Origin of the sequence: Modestobacter sp. VKM Ac-2983, assembly GCF_026967885.1 — a bacterium.
GTDB lineage: Bacteria > Actinomycetota > Actinomycetes > Mycobacteriales > Geodermatophilaceae > Modestobacter.
Map to the genome: position 1 here is coordinate 14,638 of NZ_JAPVBK010000006.1, position 17,159 is coordinate 31,796.

Here is a 17,159-nt window from a genome sequence, read left to right on the forward strand (position 1 = left end):
CTTCGATGCCGACGTCCGTCACCATGCCCGCCCTGGGCGAGAGCGTCACCGAGGGCACGGTCACCCGCTGGCTGAAGCAGGAGGGTGACCAGGTCGAGGTCGACGAGCCCCTCCTCGAGGTCTCCACCGACAAGGTCGACACCGAGATCCCCTCCCCCGTGGCGGGTGTGCTCACCAAGATCGTCGTGGCCGAGGACGAGACGGTCGAGGTCGGCGCCGAGCTGGCCGTGATCGGTGGCGAGGACGGCGGCGACGCCGGCGCCCCGGCAGAGGACGCCCCCGCCCAGGAGGCACCGGCCGAGGACACCGCCGCTGCCGAGGAGCCGGCCCAGGACGAGCCGGCCGAGGAGGCCCCGGCCGAGCAGCCGGCCCCCGCGGCCGCCGAGCAGGACGGCGACTCGGGTGGCTCTGGCGGCGAGGGCACCTCGGTGACCATGCCGGCGCTGGGCGAGAGCGTCACCGAGGGCACCGTCACCCGCTGGCTGAAGCAGGAGGGTGACCAGGTCGAGGTCGACGAGCCCCTCCTCGAGGTCTCCACCGACAAGGTCGACACCGAGATCCCCTCCCCCGTGGCGGGTGTGCTCACCAAGATCGTCGTGGCCGAGGACGAGACCGTGGAGGTCGGCGCCGAGCTGGCCGTCATCGGTGGCTCCGGTGGCGGCTCCGCGAAGGCCGAGTCCGAGCCGAAGGCGGAGCCCGCCGCCGAGGAGAAGCCGGCTCCGAAGGAGAAGCCGAAGGAGAAGGCGGCTCCGGAGGCGAGCCAGCCGACGCCCGTCGAGGCCAACACCGACACCGGCCAGCCCGGTGCCGACTACGGCTCCAGCGGGAGCATGCCGACCGAGTCGCCCACCGACCAGCCGTCCCCGGCCGAGGCCGTCGCGCCCGCATCGCGGCCCGCCGCGGCACCGGCACCCGACGGCGGCGGCGCCTACGTCACCCCCCTGGTGCGCCGCCTGGCCGCGGAGCACGGCGTCGACCTCGGATCGGTGACCGGCACCGGTGTCGGTGGCCGGATCCGCAAGCAGGACGTGCTCGCCGCTGCCGAGGAGTCCAAGAAGGAGCCGGCCGCCGCGCCGGCCGCTGCCTCCTCCGGTGGTGCGCGCACCCCGTCGCCGGCCGCCACCCCGGACTCCTCGCTGCGGGGGAACACGGAGAAGCTGTCCCGGCTGCGCACCGTCATCGCCAAGCGGATGGTCGAGTCGCTGCAGATCAGCGCGCAGCTCACCACCGTCGTCGAGGCGGACGTCACCCGGATCGCGAACCTGCGCAACCAGGTGAAGAACGACTTCGCCGCCCGCGAGGGCGTGAAGCTGTCGTTCCTGCCGTTCTTCGCCAAGGCAGCGGTGGAGGCCCTCAAGGCGCACCCCGTGGTCAACTCCTCGGTCGACCTCGAGGCCGGGACGGTCACCTACCACGACGCCGAGAACCTGGGCGTCGCCGTGGACACCGAGCGTGGCCTGCTGGTGCCGGTCATCCGCGGTGCGGGCGACCTCAACGTGCCCGGCATCGCCCGGAAGATCGCCGATCTGGCGGAGCGGACGCGCACCAACAAGATCACGCCGGACGAGCTCGGTGGTGGCACCTTCACGCTGACCAACACCGGCAGCCGCGGAGCGCTGTTCGACACCCCGATCATCAACCAGCCCCAGGTGGCCATCCTGGGTGTCGGTTCGGTGGTGAAGCGCCCCGTCGTGGTCCAGGACCCCGAGCTCGGCGAGGTGATCGCGGTCCGCTCGATGGTGTACCTGGCGTTGAGCTACGACCACCGGATCGTCGACGGCGCGGACGCCGCCCGTTTCCTCACCACCGTGAAGGAACGGCTCGAAGGCGGGCAGTTCCAGGCCGACCTGGGCATCTCCTGATCCACCGATGAAGGGCCCCGGCTTCGGCCGGGGCCCTTCGTCGTCCGCCTGACGCAGGCCCGCGCACAGATCCGAAGGAGCACTCGATGAAGGTGGCGGTCACCGGGTCCTCCGGGCTGATCGGATCCGCGCTCGTGCCGGCGCTGGTGGCCGACGGGCACGAGGTGCTGCGTCTGGTGCGCCGCACCCCGCGCACCGCCGACGAGCACCGTTGGGAACCGGCGCACCACGGCATCCCTGAGGGGTTGCTGACCGACGTGGACGCCGTGGTCAACCTCGCCGGCGTCGGGGTCGGTGACCGGCGCTGGACGGACGCGCACAAGAAGCAGGTGCTGGCCAGCCGGGTCCACAGCACGGCCACGGTGACCCAGGCCCTCGTCGATGCGGCCGCTGCCGACCCCGACCGGGAGCGGGTGCTGCTGTCGGCGTCCGCGGTCGGCTGGTACGGCGACACCGGCGAGCGGGTGGTCGACGAGACCGCGCCGGCCGGCGACGACTTCCTGGCCCAGGTGTGTGTGACGTGGGAGGCGGCGACAGCACCGGCCGCCGCCGCCGGGGTCCGGGTCGCGACACTGCGGACCGGCCTCGTCCTCGGCCCCGGCGGTCTGCTCGGCCGGCTGCTCCCGCTGTTCCGCCTCGGCCTGGGCGGCAAGCTCGCCTCGGGTCGGCAGTACATGCCCTGGATCAGCCTGCAGGACGAGGTCGACGCCATCCGGTTCCTGCTCACCGCCCCGGTGTCCGGTCCGGTCAACCTCACCGCCCCCAGCCCGGCCACCAACGCGGAGTTCACCGCTGCGCTCGCCGACGTCGTGCACCGGCCCGCGGTGTTCACCGTCCCGGGCTTCGCCCTGCGGTTGGCCCTCGGGGAGTTCGCCGACGTGGGCGTCCTGGCCGGCCAGCGCGCCGTGCCGGAGGTGCTGCGATCCGCCGGGTTCCGGTTCACCCACGAGGACCTCCGAGAGGCACTGCGCGCCGCCGTCGCCGCGCGCTGAGCTCACCCGCCCAGCACGGCGTCGGCGACCCGCCAGCCGTCAGCCGCGCGCTCGAGGACCAGCCGGACCGGCGCCTCACCCCGGGCAGGGACCTCGGCGACCACCGAGGGCTCGGCCTCACCGGCTCGCACGACCCGGTAGGCCGGCAGCGCGTCGACCAGCTGCACCTCGACCCGGGTGGGCCCCTGGGCCGTCACCTCGACCAGGCGGACCAGCCGGGGCGCGAAGCCGTCCAGCCGCTGGCCGGCGCCGACCAGCTGCTGGACCTGCTCGGTGTCGCGAGCCAGCAGTGCGCTGCCGGACGCGTGCACCTCCGCCAGCAGCGTCGGGTCGGCCTCGACGAAGGCCGTGCTGCGCCGGACGTAGAGGTCGCTGAGCACGGCAGCCCACTCGGCGTCCCCGACCGGGGCTGCCGACCGGTCGGCCGGCGACGCCGAGCCGTCATCCGCATCCCCGTCCGGGGAGGTCGGTGTCGTGGGCGGAGGGGGCGCGGTGCCCGCCGCGGCCCGGCCCGCGGCCGGCACCGGGTCGGCGCTGGACCCACCCCAGCTCGCTCCGAGCCAGGTCACCACGGCCAGCGCGGCCGCGACGGCGACGAGCACCAGGCCGGCCGTCGCCGCGCGCCGCAGCGCACCCGTGACCAGCGGACCCACTCCCATGTCGCTGCCCCCTCGTGCGGCGGCGACCCGGTCACCGAGCCGCCCTCGCAGCTGCGCCCACCGGCCGTCGGGAACCGGCACGGCGTGCGCGGCGCGGGGCCGGCGGCCGGGCACCTGGTGGGTGAGCTCGGTCCGTGGGCCCTGCCCCGTGGCCCCGAGTTCGCCATCGGGCACGCCGGCCACCGGGAGACGGACCGGCTCCGGCCGGCAGGAGTGGCGGAGGTCGAGGGCGAACGCAGCGGCGGACCCCCGCAGATGGGGCTCGGCCGACAAGCCGCGGAGGACCACGCGCACCAGCTCCTCGGGTGCCTCGGGGGCCAGGAGGGCGAGGTCCGGGATCTCACCGCCCGCCGCGACGGCCAGCGTGCCCGCCGGGTCCGCGGCGTTCCAGGGGGCGACCCCGGTGAGCGCGTGGAAGGCCGCCGCGGCGACGCCGAAGACGTCCGACGCCGGCCCGGGCGCACCGCCGCGGGCCACCACCGGGTCGACGTACGCCGGGGTGACCTCCGCCCGTGCGGTGTCCCCGACCAGCCGGGCGGTGCCCAGGTCGGTGAGCACCGGGCGTCCCTCGGCCGTGAACACGACGTTGCCCGGCGACAGATCGCCGTGCACGACCCCCCGCTCGTGGGCGTGGGCCAGCGCGGCCGCCACCGGGGCCACCGTCGTGACCACCTCGCCCGGCCGCAACCGCCCCCGCCGGGCGAGCAGGGCTGCGAGGCTGCCGCCGGCGAGCAGGTCGAGCACCAACGCCACCTGCGCCGGGCCGTCACGCACCTCCCGGCGGACGACGTGGTGCAGCCGCACCAGGTGCGGGTGGTCGAGCTCGCCGAGCAGCCCGGCCTCGCGCTCCTGCCGTTCCGGATCCCCCCGCACCAGCACCTTGACCGCGACCGGCGGGCCACCCGACCGCGGCCGGGCCCGCCACACCTGCCCGGAGCCACCCCGGCCCAGGAGCTCCTCGAGCACGTAGCCGGGCACGACGGGAGCCGCGGACGGGGAGGGCTGCGCAGGCATGCCGGGACCGTAGGGCCGACGGGCAGTCCCCCGCTGGGCTCGTCCACAGGCTCCGGGCCGGTCCACAGATCCGCCACGGGGCAGGGCGACATGGCCCGGGACCGCCTACGTTCAGGTCATGTCGCTGCCACCCCGTGCCGAGGTCGTCGTGGTCGGTGCGGGCCTGGCCGGGCTGAGTGCGGCCACCCGGCTGGCCGCCGCCGGGTGCGACGTCCAACTGGTCGACGCCGCCCAGCACCCGGGCGGCCGGCTGTCCACCTCCCGGGTCGACGGCTTCCTGGTCGACCGCGGGTTCCAGGTGTTCAACACCGGCTACCCACGAGCCGCCGACCTCGACCTGCCGGCGCTCGACCTGGGCTGGTTCTGGACGGGCGCGGTGGTCCGGGTCGACGGACGCGCCCACCGGGTGGTCGACCCCCGCCAGCACCCAGGCACCGTCGTGGACACCCTGCGGGCGCCCCTGGGCGGGCCGCACCGAGCGGCCGCGCTCGCCGCCTTCTCCGCCCGGGCCGGCTACGCACCGGTGTCCCGGTTGCTCGCGGCCCGGGAGCGCCCGGCCGACGAGGCCCTCCGTGCCGCCGGCGTCGGCGAGCAGGCTCTCGAGGTGTTCCTCCGCCCCTTCCTCGCCGGCGTCCTGCTGGAGGACCGCCTCGAGACCTCCAGCCGCTACCTGGACCTGGTCTGGCGCAGCTTCGTCCGGGGCCGGGTCGGCCTCCCCGCCGGTGGGATGCAGTCGATCGGCGAACAGCTCGCCGCCCGACTCCCCGCCGACCGGGTGCACCTGGGTGTCCGCGTGACGCGCGTGGAGGAACGTGCGGTCCACACCGACGCCGGCACCACGGCCGCCGACGTCGTCGTGGTGGCGACCGACGCCGACACCGCCGCCGCCCTGCTCCCCGGGGTCGATGCTTCGGCGCCCCGGCAGGTGACCACGCACCTGCACGTGCTGCCGGAGTCGCCCTGGTCGGCGCCGCTGATCGTGCTCGGGCAACCCCGTGGTCAGCTGGTGAACAGCGCGGTGGTCTCGGATGCGCAGCCTGCGTACAGCCCCGACCGCCGGGCGCTCGTCGCCAGCTCGACCTTGGCGCCGACCCGGGAGCCCGACGTCCGTGCGGAGGTGGCGCGCCTGCACGGTGTCGCCACCACCGACCTCGAGCACCTCACCACCGTCACGGTGACCGGCGCGCAGCCGGCGGCCACTCCCCCGCTGCAGCACCGACGCCCGGTCGACCTGGGCGGTGGGCTGTTCGTCTGCGGAGACCACCGCGACACCCCGTCCATCCAGGGCGCGATGGCCAGCGGGGCCCGCACCGCGCGGGCCGTGCTCCGGCGCCTCGGCACCCCGCTCCCGACCGCCACCGGCCCGACCACCACCGACCCGGGGACCGGCTGAGCACGGATCGGCGGTCGGGCGCACGCGCGGCGGTGCACGGCATACGCTCGGCGGCATGAGCGAGCTGGTGGTCGTCCGAGCAGGTCTGGTCCCCTACGAGCAGGCCTGGGCGCAGCAGCGTGAGCTGCACGAGCAACGCGTCGCCGGCACCGGCCCGGACACGCTGCTGCTGCTGGAGCACCCACCCGTCTACACCGCGGGCAAGCGGACCGAACCGCACGAGCGGCCGTTCGACGGCACCCCGGTGATCGACGTCGACCGAGGCGGCAAGATCACCTGGCACGGTCCCGGCCAGCTGGTCGGCTACCCGATCGTCGCCCTGCCCGACCCGGTCGACGTGGTCGCACACGTACGCCGGCTGGAGCGGGCCCTGATGGAGGTCTGCGGCAGCTTCGGCCTGGCCACCGAGCAGGTCGAGGGGCGCAGCGGCGTGTGGGTCCGGGCCGACGAGCGCGGCCCCGACCGGAAGATCGCCGCCATCGGCGTCCGGGTCGCCCGGGGCGTCACGATGCACGGTTTCGCGCTGAACTGCGACCCGGACATGGCCGCCTTCACCAACATGGTGCCGTGCGGGATCCCCGACGCCGGGGCGACCTCGCTGAGCGTCGAGCTCGGCCGCGACGTCACCGTCGCCCAGGTCATGGACACGGTCGAGACCGCGATGCGCCGCGCGCTCACCCGCACCTCCGTCGCGTGACCCGGCTCCCCACCAGCCGGTACGTCAGCCTCACCACCTTCCGGCGCACCGGCGAGGCGGTGCCCACCCCGGTCTGGGCGGCGCCCGAGGGCGACGCGCTCGTGGTCTGGACGCGGGCGGACTCCGGCAAGGTCAAGCGACTGCGGCACACCAGCCGGGTCACCGTCGCGCCGTGCGACATGCGCGGCCGGCTCGAGGGCCCCGCCGTCGACGCTGTCGCCGAGTTCCTCGACCCCGCCGAGTGGGCCCATGCGCGAGCTGCCCTCGCCCGGCGCTACGGCTGGCAGTGGCGGATCACCTACGGCACCTCCCGCATCGCGGCGCGGGTCACGCACCGCGGACGGGAACGCCAGACGATGATCCGCATCACCCCGACCGCCTGAGGCCCCTCGGCCCCGTGCCGGTCTCCCCACACCACTGGCTGTCCTCCCGCACCAGCGTTGATGCGGGAGGACAGGGTTCGATCAGGGCACCTGATCACTGCTGGGCCACGGGCCACGGCCGCGGGACGGCGGGTCGGTGATCAGCCCAGGACGAAGTTGACCAGCCGACCCGGCACCACGACGACCCGGCGCACGGTCGCGCCGTCCAGGTAGCCGGCGATCCGCTCGTCCGCCCGGGCCGCCGCCTCCAGTGCTGCGGCGTCCGCGTCGGCCGGCACGGCCACCTGGGCCCGCACCTTGCCGTTGACCTGGACGGCGACCTGCACCGTCTCGTCGACCAGCCACTGCGGGTCGGCCACCGGGAAGGACGCCCAGGCCACGGAGTCAGAGTGCCCCAGCCGGGCCCACAGCTCCTCGGCCAGGTGCGGGGCCAGCGGCGCGACCAGCAGCACGAGGGCCTCGGCGACCGAGCGGGGCACCGCCGTCCCGGGCGGGCAGGCCGAGGTCAGGTGGTTGGTCAGCTCGGTGATCCGGGCGATGGCGATGTTGAACCGCAGCGTGGTCATGCCGTCGCGCACGGCCTCGATCGCCCGGTGCAGCGCACGCGAGGTCTCGTCGCCCGGCTCGACGTCCCCGACGCGCAGCGCGCCGGACTCCTCGTCCACCACGACCCGCCAGACCCGCTGCAGCAGCCGCTGCGAACCGACCGCGGCCTTGGTCTCCCACGGCCGCGACTGGTCCAGCGGCCCGGTCGACATCTCGTACACCCGGAAGGTGTCCGCGCCGAACATGGCGATCATCTCGTCCGGCGTGACCACGTTCTTCAGGCTCTTGCCCATCTTCCCGTACTCCCGGGTGACAGGCTCGCCCTGGTACCGGAACTGACCGTCCTCCTCGACGACCTCGGCGGCGGGCACGTGGAAGCCACGGGCATCGGTGTAGGCGAAGGCGGAGATGTAGCCCTGGTTGACCAGCCGGCGGAACGGCTCCTCGCTGGACACGTGGCCCAGGTCGAAGAGCACCTTGTGCCAGAAGCGGGCGTACAGCAGGTGCAGCACCGCGTGCTCGACACCACCGACGTACAGGTCGACGCCGCCGACGTCACCGGGCTCCCGCGGGCCCATCCAGTAGGCCTCCAGCTCCGGGTCGACGAAGCGCTCGTCGTTCGCCGGGTCCAGGTAGCGCAGGTAGTACCAGCACGAACCAGCCCAGTTGGGCATCGTGTTCGTCTCGCGCCGGTAGTTCCGCGGCCCGTCTCCCAGGTCCAGGGTGACCGTCGTCCACTCGGTGGCCCGGGACAGCGGCGGCTCGGGCTGGGAGTCGGCGTCGTCGTCGGCGAACGTCGTGGGCGAGTAGTCGTCGACGTCGGGCAGCAGCACCGGCAGCATCGACTCGGGGACGGCGACCGGCAGATCTGCGTCCTCGCCGTCGATCGCGTAGACGACCGGGAACGGCTCGCCCCAGTAGCGCTGCCGGCTGAACAGCCAGTCCCGCAGCTTGTAGGTGGTCGTGGCCTCGCCGGCGCCGGTGGCGACCAGCCACTCGGTGACCTTGGCGATGGCGGCGGCCTTGTCCAGCCCGTCCAGCGACAGCTGCTCGTTCGAGCTGTTGATCATCGGGCCGGTGCCGGTGTACGCGCCGCCGTCGAAGTCGGCCGGCGGCTGCACGGTGCGGACGACGGGCAGCCCGAACTCCTGCGCGAAGTCCCAGTCGCGGGCGTCCTCACCCGGCACCGCCATGATCGCGCCGGTGCCGTAGCCGGTGAGCACGTAGTCGGCGATGAACACCGGCAGGTCGGCCCTGGTCAGCGGGTTGCGCGCGGTGACGCCCAGCCAGACACCGGTCTTCTCCCGGCCCTCGGCCTGCCGGTCCAGCTCCGAGCGGCGGGAGGCCTGGCGCTGGTAGGCGGCGACCGCCTCGGCCGGGGTGTCCGCGCCCGCGGTCCACCGCGGGTCGGTGCCCTCGGGCCACCGGTCGGCGGTCAGCGTGCCGACCAGCGGGTGCTCGGGGGCCAGCACCAGGTAGGTGGCGCCGAACAGGGTGTCCGGCCGGGTGGTGAAGACCTCGACGGTCTCCCCTGACACCGCGAACCGCACCCGGGCACCGGTCGAGCGGCCGATCCAGTTGCGCTGCATCTGCTTCAGCGAGTCCGACCAGTCCAGCCGGTCCAGGTCGGTCAGCAGCCGCTCGGCGTAGGAGGTGATCCGCATCATCCACTGGGTCAGCGGACGGCGGAACACCGGGAAGTTCCCCCGCTCGGAGCGGCCGTCGGGGGTGACCTCCTCGTTGGACAGCACCGTCCCCAGCCCGGGGCACCAGTTCACCGGCGCCTCGCGCCGGTAGGCCAGCCGGTGCGCGTCGACGACCCGGCGGCGTCCCACGTCGGACAGCTGCGCCCAGCTGCGGCCCTCGGGCAGCGTGCCCTCGGCCGGCTGCCGGGTGCCGGCGTCCAGCTCGGCGACCAGCTCGGGGATCGGCCGGGCCCTGCCGCGGCCGCCGTCGGCGGACTCGTCGAACCAGGACTCGAAGATCTGCCGGAAGATCCACTGGGTCCACTTGTAGTAGCCCGGGTCGATCGTGGCGAAGGTGCGGCGGGTGTCGTGGTCGACGCCCAGCCGGCGCAGCTGGGCACTGATCGCGGCGATGTTCGCCTCGGTGGTGACCCGCGGGTGCTGCCCGGTCTGCACGGCGAACTGCTCGGCGGGCAGGCCGAAGGCGTCGTAGCCCATCGGGTGCAGCACGTTGTGGCCGTCCATCCGCAGGAAGCGGCTGGTGACGTCGGTGCCCAGGTAGCCCAACGGGTGCCCGACGTGCAGCCCGGCACCGGAGGGGTACGGGAACATGTCCATCAGGAAGGCCTTGGGCCGGTCGGCCACCCGGTCGAAGCCCTCGCTCAGCCGGCCGACCGGGTTGGGCGTGTGGAACGTGCCCTCGGCCTCCCACCGGTCCTGCCAGGCGAGCTCGATCTGCTGCGCCAGTGCCGGGGTGTAGCGGTGCGGGGGCACCCCGTCAGCGGAGGGCTCGGTGTGCTGGCTGGCCGTCTGGCTCATGGTCGGTGCTCCCGGGTACGAGGGGCGGACATGAAAAGACCCCTCACGCAGGAGGGGTCGCCGTGCTGGTCTGCGTCAGGTCAGATCAGCACGGCTGGGGAAGCAGGAGTCCGCCGGTCACGCAGCCGATCCTAGCGCGCCGCCACAGCCCCCCGGCTCGACGGCGGGGCCCTCGAGGCCGTAGCCTGCACTGGCTCGACTGCGGACGGGCGAGGAACTCCAGCGGGGACGGCCCCGGCGGGACGACCGCAGCCCGCACGCACCGGGACGTCGAGGTCCACCGGAACTCAGCAGCGCCGCTCGGCACGCGGCAGCGCGACCGGAGGACCAGCCCCGGTGCCGGCCGGGTGCACCGCCGCCCCGACCCGGTGCAGTGGCGCACCTGGATGCAAGGCAGCTGGATCCAAGGCACCTGGACGCAACCGCACCTGGACGTACCGCACTGCCCCGCTGGCGGCCAGCAGAGGTCGCACCCGTGGCCGGCCGGTCGCCACGCACACGCACTGGTCGAGCCGGACCGACGGAAGAGGAGTGAGTGCATGACAGAACGCCCAGGCCCGCAGCGGGCCACGAGGCGCACCCGATGCCGGGTGACCGCCCCCTCCTCCGTCCTGGGCCGGCGACGGTGAAGGTCGTCTTCAACAGCTTCGGCGGCCGGTACAACGACAACCCGCGGGCGATCTACGAGGCCCTCCTCGCGCGCGGCACCGAGATGGACGCCGTCTGGCTGGCCCGCCCCGAGCTGACCGGCGACTTCCCGGCCGGGGTGCACACCGAGGAGCACTGGGGCCCCGGCGCCCGGGCGGCCCTGGAGTCCGCCGACGTCATCGTCTCCAACGACGGCCTCTCCCGGGAGTGGGACAAGCAGCCGACGACGACCTACCTGCAGACCTGGCACGGCACGCCGCTCAAGCGGCTGCACCGGGACGCGGTCTGGGCCCCGGAAGGCCGCCTGGAGATGGTGATGCGGGACATCGCCCGCTGGGACCACCTGCTCTCCCCCAACGCGGCGAGCACGCCGCACCTGCGCAGCGCGTTCGGTTTCGACGGACCGGTGCACGAGACCGGCTACCCGCGCAACGACGTGCTCAGCGCACCCGACCGGGACCGCCGCCGCGCCCGGGTGCGGGAGGCGCTCGGGATCGCCGAGCACGTGACGGCGGTGCTCTACGCGCCGACCTGGCGGGACGACCTGGTGCTCAGCGCCGACGGCCCGGCGCACTCCTTCCCGGTCGACCTGGGCGACCTGGCGCGTGGCCTCGGACCGGACCACGTGCTGCTGGTCCGGCTGCACGCGATGGTCTCCGACCAGCTGGTGGTCCAGGGCCGGGCGCCGCTCGTGGACGTGTCCCGGCACCCCGACATCAGCGAGCTGTACCTGGCCGCCGACGTCCTGGTCACCGACTACTCCTCGACGATGTTCGACTTCGCCGTCACCGGGAAGCCGATCGTCCACTTCACCTACGACCTGGAGCACTACCGCGACGACCTGCGGGGCTTCTACTTCGACCTCGCCGAGATCGCCCCGGGCCCGCTGCTGACCACCAGCGACGAGGTGCTGGCGGCCGTCGGCGAACTCGGCGACCACCCATGGGTGCCCACCGCGCGGTACAACCGGTTCCGGGAGCGCTTCTGCTCCCTGGAGGACGGTTCGGCCACCGAGCGGGTGCTCCAGCTGTTCTTCCCCGCCGACGGCCACCCCGGCCGACCCGGCTCCGCCCCCTGCCCACGAACGACGAACCGAGGAGATGAGCATGCGCACTGCTGACCCGATCCTGACCGGGGGCCGCGATCAGCGGTCGCGTTCCCTGGTCTCCGTCCCCGCCGCCGACCCCGTCACCACCGCCCCCCAGGTGGTCGTGCTGGCCGCCGGCATGGGCACCCGGCTGGGCCGCAAGCTGCCCAAGCCGCTGACGCCGTTGATGGACGGCCGCAGCATCATGCAGCAGCAGCTGGACGGCGTCCGCGCCGTCTTCGGCGACGCCGCCCCGATCACCGCGGTGGTGGGCTACCGGGCCAAGGCCGTCATGCGCGCACAGCCGGACCTGCTGTTCGCGTTCAACCCCGACTTCGCCGTCACGAACACCTCGCAGAGCCTGCTGCGCGCCCTGCGCACCTCGCAGGCCGGCGGCGTGCTCTGGATGAACGGCGACGTGGTGTTCGACCCGGCGGTGCTCGACCACGCCGCCCCCCTGGTCCACGCGGACCAGAGCTTCGTCTGCGTGGACACCTCCACGGTCGCCGACGAGGAGGTCAAGTACACCCTCGACGCCGACGGGTTCATCCGCGAGCTGTCCAAGACCGTGGTCGGTGGCCTCGGCGAGGCGGTGGGGATCAACTACGTGTCCGGCGCGGACAAGCGTGCTCTGATCGAGCAGCTGGCGGCCTGCGAGGCCTCCGACTACTTCGAGCGGGGCATGGAGCTGGCGATCCGGCGGTCGGGCGTGCGCTTCCAGCCGCTGGACATCTCCCGGTTCTCCGCCGTGGAGATCGACTTCGACGACGACCTGCAGCGGGCGAACACCTGGCTGGGCTCCCGGGCGGCGCTGGCACCGTTCGCCTCCGAGCTGGGCTGAGGCCCCGGCGCCCCGCCCGTCCGCGCGGACGGGCGGGGCACTGCAGTGCTCATCCCAGCTGAGGGGCGACCTCGGCCGCCACCAGGTCCAGGTGGTCGAGGTCGGCCAGGTCGAGCACCTGCAGGTACACCCGGCTCGCCCCCGCTTCGGCGTATCGGCCGAGGGTGTCCACGGCCTCGGCCGGCGTGCCGGCGACCCCGTGGGCCCGGAGCTCCTCGACGTCCCGGCCGATGGCGGCGGCGCGGCGGGCCAGCTCCGCCTCGTCCCGGCCGACGCACAGCACCAGGGCGGAGCTCTGGACCAGCTCGCCCGGGTCACGGCCGACCTCAGCGCAGGCGTCCCGGACGCCGGCGAACAGCCGGGCGTTGTCCTCGGCGGAGGCGAAGGGCACGTTGAACTCGGCCGCGTACCTCGCCGCCAGTCGCGGGGTGCGCTTCTTGCCGCTGCCGCCGACCAGGATCGGGACGCCGCCGGGCTGCACGGGCTTGGGCAGCGCCGGGGAGCCGGAGAGCTGGTGGTGCTCGCCGGTGAAGTCGAAGGTCTCGCCGACCGGGGTGTTCCACAGCCCGGTGATGACGGCGAGCTGCTCCTCGTAGCGGTCGAACCGCTCCCCCACCTCGGGGAACGGGATGCCGTAGGCGCGGTGCTCGGCGGCGAACCAGCCCGAGCCGATGCCCAGCTCCACCCGCCCGCCGCTCATCTGGTCGACCTGGGCCACCGAGATGGCCAGCGGCCCGGGCAGCCGGAACGTCGCCGCCGTCATCAGGGTGCCCAGCCGGATCCGGGAGGTCTCCCGGGCGAGGCCGGCCAGGGTCACCCAGGCGTCGGTGGGGCCCGGCAGCCCGTCCCCGCCCATGGTCAGGTAGTGGTCGGACCGGAAGAAGGCGTCGAAGCCCGTCTCCTCGGTCCGCCGGGCCACCGCGAGGAGGTCGTCGTAGGTGGCGCCCATCTGGGGTTCGGTGAAGATCCGTAGCTGCACGGGACGGACGCTAGTGAACGGAGCTGTCCGCTGCTGGCCACCCAGCACCCCGCCTGCCGGGCGGATCCGGGCCTCCCAGCGGACCGGGTCGGGGTTCAGGGTGTGCCCGGCGGCGTCAACGGGCAGGATGATCGCCGAAGCGATCAACTCGGAGGTGCTGGAGTGTTCCGCAAGAAGAGCTCGACAGAGGTCATCGGGACCGAGTTGCAAGAGGGGTTCGCCCACATCGGCGCGGCGGTCACCGAGGCCCGTCGGGCGACGGCGGAGCAGCTCGCCCCGCAGGTGGCAGCCGCGACCAAGGCCGCCCAGAGCGCCTACGCCGCGGACGTGGCCCCTCGGGTCGGGGCGGCCGTGGCCGCCCTCGCCCCCCAGTTGGACGCGGCCCGCGAGGTGCTCGTCCCGCGGCTGGACGCGGCACAGAAGAACCTCGCACCGCGCATCGACGCAGCGCAGAAGGCCTACGAGAAGGACCTGGTCCCCCGTCTCGACGCGGCGACCCGGGCCGCCCGGGCCAACCTCGAGCTGGCGGTGGCCGCTGCGCTCCCGCGGCTCGAGGCCGCCCGTGAGGCCAGCGGCCCGGCGTTCGAGGCCGCTGGCAAGTCGGCCCGGGCCAACCTGGAGACGGCGATCGCCGCCGCGACCCCCCGGATCGAGGCGGCTCGCGGGGCAGCCGGCCCTGCGCTGGACAGCGCCCGGGCCGGCCTGGCCAGCAGCGTCGAGGCGGCACGGGCTCAACTGGACGCGCGTAGTGCCGAGCTGGCCGCCAGCGCCGCGACCCTCGGTGCGGCCACCGCGAAGCAGGGCGACAAGGTGCGCCAGGACGCCACGGCCGCCGCCGAGGCCGCCCGCGCCCAGGCCGCGCTGCGGGTCGCAGCGGTGCGCGCCGCCGCCGAGACCAACCGTGCAGCCGCCGGCAAGAAGGCCGACAAGCTGGGCAAGAAGGCCGACAAGCTCTCCAAGAAGGCGGCCAAGCGGCGCGCCGAGCTGGAGAAGGCAGCCGGCCGGGCCCGCAAGGAGGCCGGCAAGCGCACCACGAAGACCGTCACGTCGGTCAAGCGGCGCGTCGGAGTCGAGCCCGAGCCCCGGCGCTGGCCCTGGGTGCTCGGCGTGCTGGCCGTCCTCGCTGCGGTCGCCGTCGTCCTGCGCAAGAAGAACGAGAGCGACTCCTGGACCCCGGCGCCGACCGGCGACGGCCCCGTGCCCAGCTACCGAGAGGACCCCGTGCCCACCTCCCCGAGCACCCCTGCAGGCGGGACCGAGAGCCCCGAGGCCCAGGGCAAGACCGTCTCCACCGCCGAGACGGCCCCCTCGGACTCCAGCCCCACCGACACCGACGTCGGCGCGCTGACCGCACAGCCGGCCTCCGGATCGGACGAGCCGAGCAACCAGTCGGCCCCCGAGCCGGCGAGCAGCACGGCCAACGACCCGGACACCCCGGTTGCCACCGCCGGACCGGATGGCGCCGACACCGGCGGCCCGGACGGCACGCCGGGCAACACCCGCGGCTGATCCCGGCCGCACCGCACGCTCCCGAGGGGGTCCAGCCGCCGGCTGGGCCCCCTCCGGCGTCCCCGGAGCACTCGGGCAGGCGGGAGTACCGTGCTGGGCATGAGCCTGGGCATGGAGGAGGCAGCTACGACTGCAGGGCCGGAGGCCCCGGCGACGACCTCGCCGATCGAACCGGCCGGCCGCAAGATGCTGCGCCTGGAGGTCCGCAACAGCCAGACGCCGATCGAGCGCAAGCCCGAGTGGATCAAGACCAAGCTCAAGACCGGCCCGGAGTACACCGAGCTGAAGTCGCTGGTCAAGCGGGAGGGCCTGCACACGGTGTGCGAGGAGGCCGGCTGTCCCAACATCTACGAGTGCTGGGAGGACCGCGAGGCCACCTTCCTCATCGGTGGTGACCAGTGCACCCGGCGCTGCGACTTCTGCCAGATCGACACCGGGAAGCCGGCCGACTTCGATGCCGACGAGCCCCGCCGGGTCGCCGAGAGCGTGGCCACCATGGGCCTGCGCTACGCCACCATCACCGGCGTCGCCCGTGACGACCTGCCCGACGGCGGAGCATGGCTGTACGCCGAGACGGTGCGGCAGATCCACGCGCAGATCCCCGGCTGCGGTGTCGAGCTGCTCATCCCCGACTTCAACGCCGAGCCCGACCAGCTGGCCGAGGTGTTCTCCTCCCGGCCGGAGGTGCTGGCGCACAACGTGGAGACGGTGCCCCGCATCTTCAAGCGGATCCGCCCGGGCTTCCGCTTCGAGCGCTCGCTGTCCGTGATCACCGCGGCCCGCGAGGCCGGCCTGGTCACCAAGTCCAACCTGATCCTGGGCATGGGCGAGGAGCCCCACGAGGTCGTGGAGACCATGCAGGCGCTGCACGACGCCGGCTGCGACCTGCTCACGATCACCCAGTACCTGCGGCCCAGCGTCCGGCACCACCCGGTGGTCCGGTGGGTGAAGCCCGACGAGTTCGTCGGCTTCGCCGCCGAGGCCGAGCGGATCGGCTTCCCCGGCGTCCTGGCCGGCCCGCTGGTGCGCAGCTCCTACCGCGCCGGCCGGCTGTACCAGCAGGCCGCTGCGGCCCGCGGGCTCACCCCGACGAGCTGAGCCGGCCGCCGGCCCGCAACAGGGTCCCGCCGCGAGCTCGCGCGTGGCGGGAGGTGGCCGGTCCTCCGACTATCCTGGGCGACATGGCACGCAGCAGGTCCACCGACACCTCCGCCCCCGCCGGCGCCGCGGGCCGCGGTCCGGCCGGCGCACCGCCCGGGCGCGGCACCAAGGGCTCGACCGCGGTCGGCGCACCGGCCGCGACGGGCAAGGGACGGCGGGGCAAGAAGCCCAAGCTGGGCAAGGACGGCCAGCCGAAGGCCTCGCGGCTCGCCAAGCTGAAGGGCCAGGCCGGGATGATCCGGCAGGCCTACTCGATGACGTACAAGAACGACCCGAAGCTGCCCTGGATCATGCTCATCGTCTTCGTGGCGGTGGCCGGCGTGGTCGAGCTGGTCGGCATCCTGCTCAGCTCGCCGTTCCTGTTCCTCCCCTTCGCCGTCCTGCTCGGTCTGCTGGGGGCGATGATCGTCTTCGGCCGCCGGGCGCAGGGGTCGGCCTACCGGCAGGTCGAGGGCCGACCGGGTGCCGCGTCCTGGGTCCTGGAGGGCATGCGCGGCGACTGGCGGGTCAGCTCCGGCGTCGCCGGCAACCGGGAGCTGGACTCCGTCCACCGGGTGCTCGGCCGGCCGGGCATCGTCCTGGTGGGCGAGGGCGACCCGCAGCGGGTCCGCACTCTGATCGCAGCCGAGAAGCGCCGGATCGCCAAGGTCGTCGGCGACACCCCGATCTACGACGTGACCGTCGGCGACGGGGAGGGCCAGGTGCCGCTGAAGAAGCTCAGCACCCATGTGATGAAGCTGCCCCGCAACCTGAACGGCGGCGAGGTCAACGCCCTGGGCAAGCGGATGTCGGCGCTGGGTGGCCCGCGCCCGCCGGTGCCGGGTGGGCCGCTCCCCGGTGGCCGGCAGATGTCGGTCAGCCAGCGGCAGGTCCGTCGCCGCTGA

Annotated in this window: 13 protein-coding genes; 10 read left to right on the forward strand and 3 right to left on the reverse strand. The window is 74.1% G+C overall.

The features are described 5' to 3' along the window. The first annotated feature begins 5 nt into the window (after positions 1-5). On the forward strand, positions 6-1,862 hold the full coding sequence (gene sucB / locus O2W18_RS20395; protein WP_269189249.1) for a 2-oxoglutarate dehydrogenase, E2 component, dihydrolipoamide succinyltransferase: 1,857 nt from the start codon (positions 6-8) through the stop codon (positions 1,860-1,862). A gap of 86 nt (positions 1,863-1,948) precedes the next feature. Beyond that, positions 1,949-2,854, forward strand: coding sequence for a TIGR01777 family oxidoreductase (locus O2W18_RS20400; protein WP_269189250.1), 906 nt, complete (start codon positions 1,949-1,951; stop codon positions 2,852-2,854). Between the two features lie 2 nt (positions 2,855-2,856). Here O2W18_RS20400 and O2W18_RS20405 read toward each other — a convergent pair whose 3' ends face one another. Further along, complete coding sequence (locus tag O2W18_RS20405) at positions 2,857-4,527, reverse strand: serine/threonine-protein kinase (RefSeq protein WP_269189251.1); 1,671 nt, start codon at positions 4,525-4,527, stop codon at positions 2,857-2,859. Positions 4,528-4,645: 118 nt separating this feature from the next. Between O2W18_RS20405 and O2W18_RS20410 the strand changes: the two genes are divergently transcribed. From O2W18_RS20410 to O2W18_RS20420, 3 genes are read left to right on the forward strand one after another with little or no spacing between them, the layout of a single operon-like run. Then, positions 4,646-5,920 carry an FAD-dependent oxidoreductase gene (locus O2W18_RS20410; protein ID WP_269189252.1) on the forward strand — a complete coding sequence of 425 codons (1,275 nt, stop codon included), beginning with the start codon at positions 4,646-4,648 and terminating at the stop codon, positions 5,918-5,920. A 55-nt stretch (positions 5,921-5,975) separates the two neighbouring features. Next, positions 5,976-6,617: a lipoyl(octanoyl) transferase LipB gene (gene lipB / locus O2W18_RS20415; protein WP_269189253.1), complete on the forward strand. Its 642-nt coding sequence runs from the start codon at positions 5,976-5,978 to the stop codon at positions 6,615-6,617. After that, complete coding sequence (locus tag O2W18_RS20420) at positions 6,614-7,000, forward strand: PPOX class F420-dependent oxidoreductase (protein WP_269189254.1); 387 nt, start codon at positions 6,614-6,616, stop codon at positions 6,998-7,000. The genes lipB and O2W18_RS20420 overlap by 4 nt, the downstream gene beginning before the upstream one ends. A gap of 140 nt (positions 7,001-7,140) precedes the next feature. Here the strand turns inward: O2W18_RS20420 and leuS are convergent, their stop codons facing one another. Next, positions 7,141-10,050, reverse strand: coding sequence for a leucine--tRNA ligase (gene leuS, locus O2W18_RS20425; protein WP_269189255.1), 2,910 nt, complete (start codon positions 10,048-10,050; stop codon positions 7,141-7,143). Between the two features lie 625 nt (positions 10,051-10,675). Here leuS and O2W18_RS20430 point away from each other — a divergent pair. Together O2W18_RS20430 and O2W18_RS20435 are read left to right on the forward strand one after the other, a co-directional pair. After that, positions 10,676-11,818, forward strand: a complete 1,143-nt coding sequence (locus O2W18_RS20430; RefSeq protein ID WP_269189256.1) for a CDP-glycerol glycerophosphotransferase family protein — start codon at positions 10,676-10,678, stop codon at positions 11,816-11,818. After that, the gene (locus O2W18_RS20435) at positions 11,805-12,626 is read left to right on the forward strand and encodes a phosphocholine cytidylyltransferase family protein (protein WP_269189257.1); all 822 of its coding nucleotides are present in this window, start codon (positions 11,805-11,807) and stop codon (positions 12,624-12,626) included. Before O2W18_RS20430 ends, O2W18_RS20435 begins: the two co-directional genes overlap by 14 nt. A 49-nt stretch (positions 12,627-12,675) precedes the next feature. On the opposite strand, the gene O2W18_RS20440 is transcribed toward O2W18_RS20435, so the two are convergent. Further along, positions 12,676-13,605 (reverse strand): LLM class F420-dependent oxidoreductase, encoded by a 930-nt coding sequence (locus tag O2W18_RS20440; RefSeq protein ID WP_269189258.1) that lies wholly within the window; start codon positions 13,603-13,605, stop codon positions 12,676-12,678. 162 nt (positions 13,606-13,767) lie between these two features. Between O2W18_RS20440 and O2W18_RS20445 the strand changes: the two genes are divergently transcribed. From O2W18_RS20445 to O2W18_RS20455, 3 genes are all read left to right on the forward strand, one after another. After that, positions 13,768-15,114: a hypothetical protein gene (locus tag O2W18_RS20445; protein WP_269189259.1), complete on the forward strand. Its 1,347-nt coding sequence runs from the start codon at positions 13,768-13,770 to the stop codon at positions 15,112-15,114. Positions 15,115-15,213: 99 nt separating this feature from the next. Next, positions 15,214-16,212 carry a lipoyl synthase gene (gene lipA / locus O2W18_RS20450; protein WP_269189260.1) on the forward strand — a complete coding sequence of 333 codons (999 nt, stop codon included), beginning with the start codon at positions 15,214-15,216 and terminating at the stop codon, positions 16,210-16,212. Between the two features lie 83 nt (positions 16,213-16,295). Continuing rightward, positions 16,296-17,159 (forward strand): DUF4191 domain-containing protein, encoded by an 864-nt coding sequence (locus O2W18_RS20455; RefSeq protein ID WP_269189261.1) that lies wholly within the window; start codon positions 16,296-16,298, stop codon positions 17,157-17,159.